Source organism: Massilia timonae (assembly GCF_001866515.1).
Classification (GTDB): Bacteria; Pseudomonadota; Gammaproteobacteria; order Burkholderiales; family Burkholderiaceae_D; genus Telluria; species Telluria timonae.
On the sequence record NZ_JRYB01000001.1, the window covers coordinates 450,813 to 460,696 of the forward strand.

The following is a 9,884-nucleotide window of genomic DNA, read 5'->3' on the forward strand; positions in this document are numbered from 1 at the left end:
CCCGTCGACGTCAGACGCCGTACGGAATCCAGACATTCTTGACCTGGCTCGCATGCTGCAGCACCGTGCGGCCGCAGGCCTGCTTCGGATCGAACCAGTCGCGGCCCTTGGCGCCGCCGGTCCAGGTGCGCTTGAGCGATTCGGCCGACAAACGCTCGACTTCAGCACAGCCTTCCGCCGAACCATCATGACGCCACACCGCATCGATATCGCCATGCGTCGCCAGTGTGCGCGCCAGCTCGTCGGCGGAGCCAGTGACGATGTTCAGCGCGCCGCCCGGCAGGTCCGAGGTATCCAGCACCTGGTACAGGTCGATGCTCGATAACGGATGCTGCTCCGACGGCACCGCCACCACGCGGTTGCCCAGCGCCAGCGCCGGCGCCACCAGCGAGATGAAGCCCAGCAGCGGGTTCTCGTTCGGGCACACGATGCCGATCACGCCGACTGGCTCGTTGAGCGCGACGGTGATGCCGTGCATCGGCGGCTGGTGCGCCGCGCCGTCGTACTTGTCGGCCCACGCCGCCCAGTAGAACAGGCGCTCGATCGAGGCGGCCACTTCGCGCGCCGCATCCTTCGAACCGGTCTGCTGCGCAATCCGCTGCGCGAATTCGTCGGCGCGGATCGCCAGGTTCTCGGCGATGTAGTACAGCACCTGCGCGCGGTTGTGCGCGGTCGCCCTGGTCCAGCCGGCAGCCTTGTGCGCCGCTTCCACGGCGTTGCGGATGTCCTTGCGGCTGCCTTCGCCGATGTCCGCCAGGAAGTCGCCATTGGCGCCATGGATGGCGCGGCTGTAGGCGCCGTCAGGGCGGGCCTGCTTGCCGCCGATGTACAGCTTGGCGGTGCGGTCGACCGCGAACGGGCTGTCTTCCTGCGCCGGCCTGGCCTTGGCTTTGTCGGCCACGATTGGCGCCGCTGGACGCGCATCTTCCGCCAGCGGCGTCAGGTACTCGACCATGCCTTCCTTGCCGCCTTCGCGGCCATAGCCCGATTCCTTGTAGCCGCCAAAGCCGCAAGCCGCATCGAACTGGTTGGCGGTGTTGATCCACACCACGCCGGCCTTGATCTGCGGGACCACGTCCAGCGCCAGGCTGATCGATTCGCTCCACACGCAGGCCGCCAGACCATACACGGTGTTGTTCGCCAGTTGAACCGCCTCGGCCGGGGTGCGGAAGCTCATCGCCACCAGCACCGGTCCGAAGATCTCGGCCTGGGCCACGGCGGCCGAGGTCGAGACGCCCGTGATCAGGGTCGGCAGATACCACGAGCCGGTCGCCGCCAGCTCGACGTTCGGCTGCCACACTTCGCAACCCTCGGCGCGCGCCGATTCGACGAGGCCGTGGATGCGCTGCTGCTGCACCGGATCGACCAGCGCGCCGATATCGTTCGATTTGTCCAGCGGCGAGCCGACCCGCAGGTTCTGCATGCGCGCCTTCACCTTGGCGATGAAGCGGTCATAGACCGATTCCTGCACCAGCAGGCGCGAACCAGCGCAGCAGACCTGGCCCTGGTTGAACCAGATCGAATCGACCAGGCCTTCGACCGCCGCATCCAGGTCGGCGTCGTCGAACACGATGAACGGCGACTTGCCGCCCAGTTCCAGCGACAGCTTCTTGCCGCTGCCGGCGGTGGCCTTGCGGATCAGGCGGCCCACTTCGGTCGAGCCGGTGAAGGCGATCTTGTCGATGCCGGGGTGATTCACGATGGCTTCGCCCACGCGGCCGTCGCCGGTCACGATATTGACCACGCCTGCAGGCACGCCGGCGCGCTGGCAGATCTCGGCGAACAGCAGCGCGCTCAAGGGCGTGTACTCGGCCGGCTTGAACACGACCGTGTTACCGGCGGCCAACGCCGGCGCGATCTTCCATGCCAGCATCAGGAGCGGGAAATTCCACGGCACGATCTGGCCCACCACGCCCACGGCGCGGTAATCCGCGAATTCTTCGGACTGCAGCTGCGCCCAGCCGGCGTGATGATAGAAGTGGCGCGCGGCCAGCGGCAGGTCGGCATCGCGGGTTTCGCGGATGGTCTTGCCGTTGTCGAGCGTCTCGAGCACCGCGAACAGGCGCGCGTGCTTTTGCAGCAGGCGCGACAAGGCGTACATGATCTTGGCGCGGCCATGGCCGCCGAGGGCGACCCAGCCCGGCTGCGCGCGGCGCGCGGCGGCGACGGCGCGTTCGACATCGTCCTGCGTCGCCTGCGTCACCTGCGCCAGCTCGCTGCCGTCAGCCGGATTGTTGGTGGCGAAGGTCGCGCCGGCCTCGCTCCAGGCGTTGTCGATGAACAGGCCGAAGCGGCGGCCACGCTGGTCCAGCCACGCGAGCGCTTCCTTGGTACTCTCTGGTGCAGGACCGTAATCCATGGTGTTCAGAATCTCTTTGATTGTTGGCATGACGAAGTCCGGAATTAAGGTTGCGCGTGGCGATGGGCGGCCGAGTAGTTCCCGGTCACGTAGTGCTCCAGCTGGCGCTCGATGTCGGTCAGCAGGCTGGAAGCGCCGATCCGGAACAGGTGCGGCTGCAGCCAGTCGTTGCCCAGTTCTTCCTTCATCACGGTCAGGTATTGCAGCGCCGACTTCGCGGTCGACACGCCGCCGGCCGGCTTGTAGCCGATCTGGAAGCCGGTCTGTTCGTAGTAATCGCGGATCGCGCGCACCATCACCAGCGACACCGGGATGGTCGCGTTGACGCCTTCCTTGCCGGTCGAGGTCTTGATGAAGTCGGCGCCGGCCATCATGCACACCCAGGAGGCCTTGGCCACGTTTTCCAGGGTCACCAAGTCGCCGGTGGCCAGGATCGCCTTGACGTGCGCTTCGCCACACGCCTGGCGATACGCCACCATCTCGTCGTACAGCGCCTGCCAGTTACCGGTCAACACGTGCTGGCGGGTGATGACGATGTCGATCTCGGTGGCGCCCGCGGCCACCGACAATTCGATTTCGCGCACCTTGGTTTCCATGCTCGACAGGCCGGCCGGGAACGCGGTCGACACGGCGGCGATCGGCAGGCGGCCCTGGATCACTTTCACCGCGGGCTGGATCATCTCGTGGTACACGCACACGGCGCCGGTCGACAGCGTTTCGAGGCCGAGGGCCTGCATCAGGTCGGCGCGCAGCGGACGCATCGCCTTCATGCACAGGCGCTCGACGCGGCCCGGCGTGTCGTCGCCGCTCAGGGTGGTCAGGTCCATGCACTCGATGGCGCGCACCAGCCAGGCGGCCTGGTATTCCTTCTTGACCGTGCGGCGATTCGCCAGGCTGGCGGCGCGGCGGTCGGCCGCGTTGCGGTTGACCTTGAGGCTGTTCACCAGGCCCAGGTCCAGCGCAATGCCGGTATTACGTTTGAAATCCAGGGGCTGGCTCATAACAGTGCGGTTCCGTTCGAAAGTGGTTTGACGCCGAGGTGCTGCGCCAGCGTGGCGCCGATGCTCGAGAAGGTGTCGGCGGTCGGCAGTTCCTGCGCCTTGACATTCGGGCCGAAGAAGATCATCGGGATGTGCTCGCGGGTGTGGTCCGAGCCAGGCGCTGTCGGGTCGCAGCCGTGGTCGGCGGTGATCACGACCAGGTCGCCATCCTTCAGCTTGGCCATGAATTCCGGCAGGCGCGCGTCCAGCTCGTGCAGCGCGTTCGAATAGCCGGCGACGTCGCGGCGGTGACCGAAGTGCATGTCGAAGTCGACGAAGTTGACGAAAGTGAGCGACTTGTCGCCCGCTTCATCGGCCACTTCCAGCAGGCGGTCGAACAGCGCCATATTGTCCGGGCCCTTGACCAGGCGCGTGACGCCCTGGCCGGCGAAGATGTCGCTGATCTTGCCGAGCGCGATCATATCACCGCCAGCGTCCTTGACGTGGTCGAGCAGGGTCGGCGCGATCGGCGGCACGGCGTAGTCGTGGCGGTTCGACGTGCGCTTGTAGTCGCCGTTGGCGCCCACGAATGGACGCGCGATCACGCGGCCGATATTGTAGGGCTTGACCAGCTCGTAGGCGGCTTCGCAGACTTCGTACAGGCGCTCGAGGCCGAAGTGTTCTTCGTGGGCCGCGATCTGCAGCACCGAGTCGGCCGAGGTGTACAGGATCGGTTTGCCGCTGGCGACGTGCTCGTCGCCCAGCTCGTTGATGACGGTGGTGCCCGAGGCGTGGCAGTTGCCCAGCCAGCCCGGCACGCCGGTCAACGCTTGCAGCTTGTCGGTCAGCTCGGCCGGGAACGACGGCACGGTCTTGGGGAAGTAACCCCAGTCGAACAGCACCGGCACGCCGGCGATTTCCCAGTGGCCGCTCTGCGTGTCCTTGCCGGTCGACTGTTCGCGGGCGACGCCCCAGGCGCCGGTAAAGCCTTCACGCAGGTCGAAGCCGGGCGCCCATTCGCCGCTCGCCTTGTGCGCGGCAGCCGCGAGGCCCAGTTTCTCCAGGTTCGGCAGCGACATCGGCTTGCCCTCTTTCGCCGCCCACTTGGCGATGTGGCCGAAGGTGTTGGCGCCCGCGTCGCCGTATTTGTCGGCGTCCGGCAATGCGCCGAGGCCGAAGGAATCAAGCAGGAGGATGAATGCGCGTGACATGGTCTTCGCTTTCAAAAAAGGATGAATTACGCTCAAACGCGCGGGGTCGAACCCAGGCGCTCGATGTACGCATGGATCAGCTTGACCATGTCCTGCGCCGCGACGGCGGCGTACTTCAGGGTCTGCTCGTGCGACAGCGCGAACGGCGACAGGCCTTCGGCCAGGTTGGTGATGGCCGAGACGGCGGCGACCTTCAGGCCGCAGTGGCGCGCGGCGATCACTTCCGGGATCAGCGACATGCCCACCACGTCGGCGCCCAGCGTCTTGAAGGCGCGGATTTCGGCGACGGTCTCGAAGTGCGGGCCGGCGGCGGCCAGGTACACGCCTTCGTGCAGGGTGATGCCCTTCTCGGCGGCGACAAGCTTGACCTGCTCGCGGATCTCCGCGTCATAGGCGTTGGACATGCTGAAGAAGCGCGGGCCGAAGCGCTCGTCGTTCGGGCCGGCCATCGGGCTGCCCGGCAGGAAGTTGATATGGTCGGTGATCGCGACCAGGCTGCCGGCGTCGGCTTCGACGCGCAGCGAACCGGCGGCATTGGTGACGAACAGCAGTTCGCAGCCGATTTCCTTGAGCGTGCGGATGGCCGAGGTCATCACGCCCGGACCGTAGCCTTCATAGAAGTGGCCGCGGCCCTTCATGCAGGCGACCGGGACGCCGGCCAGGGTACCCAGCACCAGTTCGCCTGCGTGGCCATGCACGGTGGAGATCGGGAAGCCCGGCAGGTCGGCATAGCTGATCGACACCGCGTCGACCAGCTGTTCGGCCAGCACGCCCAGTCCGGAACCGAGGATCAGCGCCACACGCGGGGCGAAACCCGGCTTGCGGGCGCGGATGATGTCGGCGGCTTCGAATGGGGTATTGCTGGACATGATATTCCTTGTTGAAAACTGGGTGATGTGGGATCGCGGATGAGAGAGGCAGCTGCCCAGCGCACACGAGTGCGGCGCATTTGGACAACTAGATATTATAACTATGCATGATTGGCGATATGTATGGCAAATACACTTTTTCTTCCCGATTTATATCTTTTATAGATAAATTATGCGAAGCGAGAGAGAGGTGCTTACACTGGGGGAAAGATTCGTTGACATGCCCCAAACAATTGTCTAGCATAATAAAACAATTGTCCTTGGCGCCAGACGGCGTATATGAACGCGATGCCGAAAAAAGAACAGTTATACGAGCTGATCCGTTCTAACCCCTTCATCTCGCAACAAGACCTGGCCGGCCATCTCGGCCTGTCGCGCTCCGCGGTCGCCAATTACATCGCCACCCTGGTGCGCGAGCGCCGCATCCTCGGTCGCGCCTACGTGCTGCCCGACCATCGTCCGATCCTGTGCGTCGGCGCGGCCAACCTCGACCGCAAGCTGCGCACCATCGGCAAGCTGGCCCTGAATACCTCGAACCCGGCGCGCCAGACCGAATCCTTCGGCGGCGTCGCGCGCAACATCGCCGAGAACCTGGCGCGCCTGGGCGCCCCCACGGCGCTGGTCACGGCGGTCGGCGGCGACTCGTCCGGCCGCGCCCTGCTCTCCTACGCCGACGAAGCCGGCATCGATACCCGCGGCGCGCTGCGCGTGGACGGCGCCGCCAGCGGCACCTATACCGCGGTGCTCGACGAGGACGGCGACATGCGCGTGGCGCTGGCCGACATGGAGATCAACGAGTCGCTCACGCCCGATTTCCTCGCCACCCGCGAACAGCAGCGCGCCGGCGCCGCCCTGATCGTCGCCGACCTGAACCTGCCGCGCGAGGCGGTCGCCACGCTGCTGGAGGGCAGCCGGCGCGACGGCGTGCCGATGGCGATCGTGGCCGTCTCGGAACCGAAGATCGACCGCCTGCCGCGCGACCTGACCGGCCTGCGCCTGTTGATCCTGAACGTGGGCGAGCTGGCGGCGCGCGCCGGCCGCCCGCTGGCGACCGCTGCCGACATCGCCGCGGCCTGCGCCGAACTGCGGCGCGACGGCGTCCGGGACGTGATCGTCACGCGCGGCGCGCAAGGCGCCATGTTCACGACCGCGACCGGCATGGCGGCGCTCGAAGGCCAGCCTGTCGACGCGCCAGCCGTGGTCGACGTCACGGGCGCCGGCGACGCCTTCGCCGCCGCCGTCTGCTGGAGCCTGTACAACGGCCAGCCCGAGCTGGACCTGGAAACGGCTTGCCGCCGCGGCCAGCTACTGGCCGCCATGACCATCGCCTGCGCGCAGACCGTCTGCCCGCAACTGGCGCCGGGGCTGTTCGACGCCCCGGTCCAGGACCTCGTTACCGATTGAATAAAGACCCGACCATGCAATCCTTCCTCCTGTTTTCGCCCGAAGTGGCGGCCGCCCGCGCCGCCGGCAAGCCGATCGTCGCCCTCGAATCGACCATCATCTCGCACGGCATGCCCTATCCGCAGAACGTGCACACCGCGCGCGAAGTCGAGCAGGTCATCCGCGACGCCGGCGCCGTGCCGGCCACCATCGCCATCATTGGCGGCAAGATCTGCGTCGGCCTGTCGGAAGACCAGCTCGAGACGCTGGGCTCCTCGCCCGACGCCATCAAGGTCAGCCGCCGCGACCTGCCCTACGTGCTGGCGCAGGGCCGCCTGGGCGCGACCACCGTCGCCGCCACCATGATCTGCGCCGAACTGGCCGGCATCGAGGTCTTCGTCACCGGCGGCATCGGCGGCGTGCACCGCGGCGCCGAAACCAGCTTCGACATCTCGGCCGACCTGCAGGAACTCGCCCAGACCAGCGTGGCCGTGGTGTGCGCCGGCGTGAAGTCGATCCTCGACATCGGCCTGACGCTCGAATACCTCGAGACCCACGGCGTGCCGGTGCTGGCCGTCGGCCAGCCGGGCTTCCCCGCCTTCTTCACGCGCGACAGCGGCTTCAAGGCCGACTTCCAGCTCGACTCGCCCGAGGAACAGGCCGCCTTCATCCGCACCAAGTGGCAGCTCGGCCTGAAGGGCGGCGTGGTGGTCAGCAACCCGGTGCCTGCGGAGTCGGCGATGGCGCCCGACGAGATCGATGCCATCATCCACCAGTCCCTGGGCGAAGCGCAGCAGCAGGCGGTGACCGGCAAGCAGGTCACGCCCTTCCTGCTGGCCCGCATCAAGGAGCTGACGGGCGGGCGCAGCCTGGCCACCAATATCGCGCTGGTCAAGCACAACGCCCTGGTCGGCGCGCGCCTGGCCGTGGCGCTGCACCACAAGGCTGCCTGAAGATACGGCGCGCCATGTCGATCGACCTGAAACAGCTCAAGTACTTCCTGGCGGTGGCCGAAGAAAAAAGCTTCAGCCGCGCCGCCGAGCGCCTGCACATCTCGCAGCCGCCGCTGTCGCAGCAGATCATGAAGCTCGAGAGCGAGCTGGGGGTGAAGCTGTTCACCCGCACCACGCGCAGCTTCGAGCTGACCGTGGCCGGCCGCGCGCTGATGGTCGAGGCGGCCGAGCTGCTCGGCAAGATGCGCATGACGATCGACACGATCCGCCAGATCGACCGCGGCGAGGTCGGGCGGCTGCGGGTCGGCATCGTCGGCTCGGCGATGTGGGGCCCGATCCCCGGCCTGCTGGAGCAGTTCCAGAGCCAGTTTCCGCGCGTGAGCTGGACCATCCACGAGCTGGGCCCGAACGACCAGTGGGAAGCGCTGCGCAGCAAGCAGATCGACGTCGGCTTCTGGCGCGAGCCGCGCATCGAGCAGGACGTGCTCAAGCAGGCCAACCTGCGCCAGGAACTCTGTTTCAGGGAGCAGTTCTGCGTGGCGGTCAATGCCCGCCATCCGCTGGCCGCGCGCGACGCCATCGCCCTGCCCGAGATCGCGGGCGAACCCATGCTGACCCTGCACCTGGACCAGTCGGCCGAGCCGCGCTACCTGCTCCAGTGCTGCGTGAACGCCGGCTTCCAGCCGACCATCTTCCAGGAGGCGGCCGAGCCGCAGACCCTACTGGCCATGGTCGGCGCCGGCCTCGGCGTGGCGCTGATGCCCGAAACCACCAGCCGCATCGGCTGGCCGGGCGTGCGCTTCCTGCCGATCCACGCCCACGCGCCGTCGGCCAACCTGTACATCAGCTACCCGGCCCAGGACGATGCGCCGGTGGTGCGCGCCTTCCTCAAGATCCTGTTCCCCGAAGAACAGCCGGCCTGACGACTTCCGGTAATCTTTTTCTGCCCGGCCCGCCATGTGCGGGCCGAACCGTTTTTGTACCGCCTTCCCATAAGTCCTAGCGTAAATTGCGCATTTTTTGCGCAAGAAACCCCCGCACGATTGAGTTCAATTAACTATTTCTCAACTTTGTCTCCGGTATGATGGTTATCAAGTTCATCAATTTCTACAGGATTCCGTATGACTACAGCGACGCGGCGGTACGATGGGATCGGCGTGGAAACGGGCGACGACGCCGCCTTTGACATCGCATCGCTGCGCCGGGCGGTGGACGAACGCATCGACCAGCTGCTGTCCGGCAGCCCCCACGACCAGCTCACCAGGGCCATGCGCTCGTCCGCGCTCAGCGCCGGCAAACGCATGCGTCCCCTGCTCCTGATGCTGGTGGCGCGCGACCTCGGCTGCAATTCACCGGCCCTGATCGACGTCGCCTGCGCGGTCGAGCTCGTGCACGCGGCCTCGCTGATCCTCGACGACCTGCCCTGCATGGACGACGCCAGCTTGCGCCGCGGCAAGCCCGCGATCCACATCCAGTATGGCGAAGACGTCGCCATCCTCGCGTCGGTGGCCCTGCTCAGCCGCGCCTTCGGCGTGCTGTCGCAGGCCCAGGACATCGCCCCCGCCACCCGCGCGCGCCTGGTCGCGACGCTGGCGCAGACGGTCGGCGACCAGGGCCTGGTGCGCGGCCAGTTCGAAGACCTGCACGGCGGCGCGCGTTCGCCCGAGGCGATCGCCACCACCAACGAACTCAAGACCGGCCTGCTGCTCGGCGTCGCGGTCGACATGGCCTGCATCGTCTGCCATGCCGACGAGCAGGTCGCGCAGCAGCTGCGCGCCTTCGCGCTGGCGGCCGGCCAGGCCTTCCAGATCAAGGACGACTTCCTCGACGGCGCCGGCAACGACAGCGCCGTCACCGGCAAGGACACCGGCAAGGACGTCGGCAAGGCCACCCTGATCAACACGCTGGGCCGCGACGAAGCGCAGCGGCGCCTGGCGGCCTGCCTGGTCGAAGCCGACCGCTGCCTGAGCGCCGCCGTCGGCGCCCACGGCCGCACGCGCCGCTTCGTGTCCGGCCTGTTCGCGAAAGAAGGCAAGGGAAAGCGCTTCGCCCCCGAGCTGGCCAAGGCGCGCGAGCTGCGTCCGGGCGCCCAACTGGCCGAACTGCGCCTCTCCTGAAGCCGGCGGTCC

Annotated in this window: 8 protein-coding genes; 4 read left to right on the top strand and 4 right to left on the bottom strand. The window is 67.1% G+C overall.

Annotation, left to right across the window (positions count from 1 at the left end; translation table 11 throughout):
* Window positions 1-10: 10 nt before the first annotated feature.
* From LO55_RS01980 to xapA, 4 genes are read right to left on the bottom strand one after another with little or no spacing between them, the layout of a single operon-like run.
* A complete protein-coding gene (locus tag LO55_RS01980; RefSeq protein WP_370659590.1) occupies window positions 11-2,389 on the bottom strand; it encodes an aldehyde dehydrogenase family protein in 2,379 nt (792 codons plus the stop codon).
* 14 nt (window positions 2,390-2,403) lie between these two features.
* Window positions 2,404-3,360 carry a deoxyribose-phosphate aldolase gene (deoC, locus tag LO55_RS01985; protein WP_071360242.1) on the bottom strand — a complete coding sequence of 319 codons (957 nt, stop codon included), beginning with the start codon at window positions 3,358-3,360 and terminating at the stop codon, window positions 2,404-2,406.
* Entirely contained in the window at window positions 3,357-4,550 is a 1,194-nt protein-coding gene (locus LO55_RS01990) for a phosphopentomutase (protein WP_071360243.1), read from the bottom strand. The genes deoC and LO55_RS01990 overlap by 4 nt, the downstream gene beginning before the upstream one ends.
* A gap of 32 nt (window positions 4,551-4,582) precedes the next feature.
* Window positions 4,583-5,419 carry a xanthosine phosphorylase gene (xapA, locus tag LO55_RS01995; protein ID WP_005668368.1) on the bottom strand — a complete coding sequence of 279 codons (837 nt, stop codon included), beginning with the start codon at window positions 5,417-5,419 and terminating at the stop codon, window positions 4,583-4,585.
* Window positions 5,420-5,698: 279 nt separating this feature from the next.
* Between xapA and LO55_RS02000 the strand changes: the two genes are divergently transcribed.
* From LO55_RS02000 to LO55_RS02015, 4 genes are all read left to right on the top strand, one after another.
* Window positions 5,699-6,823, top strand: a complete 1,125-nt coding sequence (locus LO55_RS02000; protein WP_229410021.1) for a carbohydrate kinase — start codon at window positions 5,699-5,701, stop codon at window positions 6,821-6,823.
* A 14-nt stretch (window positions 6,824-6,837) separates the two neighbouring features.
* A complete protein-coding gene (locus LO55_RS02005; RefSeq protein ID WP_071360245.1) occupies window positions 6,838-7,755 on the top strand; it encodes a pseudouridine-5'-phosphate glycosidase in 918 nt (305 codons plus the stop codon).
* Window positions 7,756-7,769: 14 nt separating this feature from the next.
* Window positions 7,770-8,678, top strand: coding sequence for a LysR family transcriptional regulator (locus tag LO55_RS02010; protein WP_071360246.1), 909 nt, complete (start codon window positions 7,770-7,772; stop codon window positions 8,676-8,678).
* 198 nt (window positions 8,679-8,876) lie between these two features.
* Window positions 8,877-9,872 (top strand): polyprenyl synthetase family protein, encoded by a 996-nt coding sequence (locus LO55_RS02015; RefSeq protein WP_071360247.1) that lies wholly within the window; start codon window positions 8,877-8,879, stop codon window positions 9,870-9,872.
* The last annotated feature ends 12 nt before the right edge of the window (window positions 9,873-9,884 follow it).

Excerpts from the sequence above, each read along its gene's own strand:
- LO55_RS01980 (WP_370659590.1), bottom strand. The coding sequence starts at position 2,389 with ATGCCAACAATCAAAGAGATTCTGAACACCATGGATTACGGTCCTGCA.
- deoC (WP_071360242.1), bottom strand. The coding sequence starts at position 3,360 with ATGAGCCAGCCCCTGGATTTCAAACGTAATACCGGCATTGCGCTGGAC.
- LO55_RS01990 (WP_071360243.1), bottom strand. The coding sequence starts at position 4,550 with ATGTCACGCGCATTCATCCTCCTGCTTGATTCCTTCGGCCTCGGCGCA.
- xapA (WP_005668368.1), bottom strand. The coding sequence starts at position 5,419 with ATGTCCAGCAATACCCCATTCGAAGCCGCCGACATCATCCGCGCCCGC.
- LO55_RS02000 (WP_229410021.1), top strand. The coding sequence starts at position 5,699 with ATGAACGCGATGCCGAAAAAAGAACAGTTATACGAGCTGATCCGTTCT.
- LO55_RS02005 (WP_071360245.1), top strand. The coding sequence starts at position 6,838 with ATGCAATCCTTCCTCCTGTTTTCGCCCGAAGTGGCGGCCGCCCGCGCC.
- LO55_RS02010 (WP_071360246.1), top strand. The coding sequence starts at position 7,770 with ATGTCGATCGACCTGAAACAGCTCAAGTACTTCCTGGCGGTGGCCGAA.
- LO55_RS02015 (WP_071360247.1), top strand. The coding sequence starts at position 8,877 with ATGACTACAGCGACGCGGCGGTACGATGGGATCGGCGTGGAAACGGGC.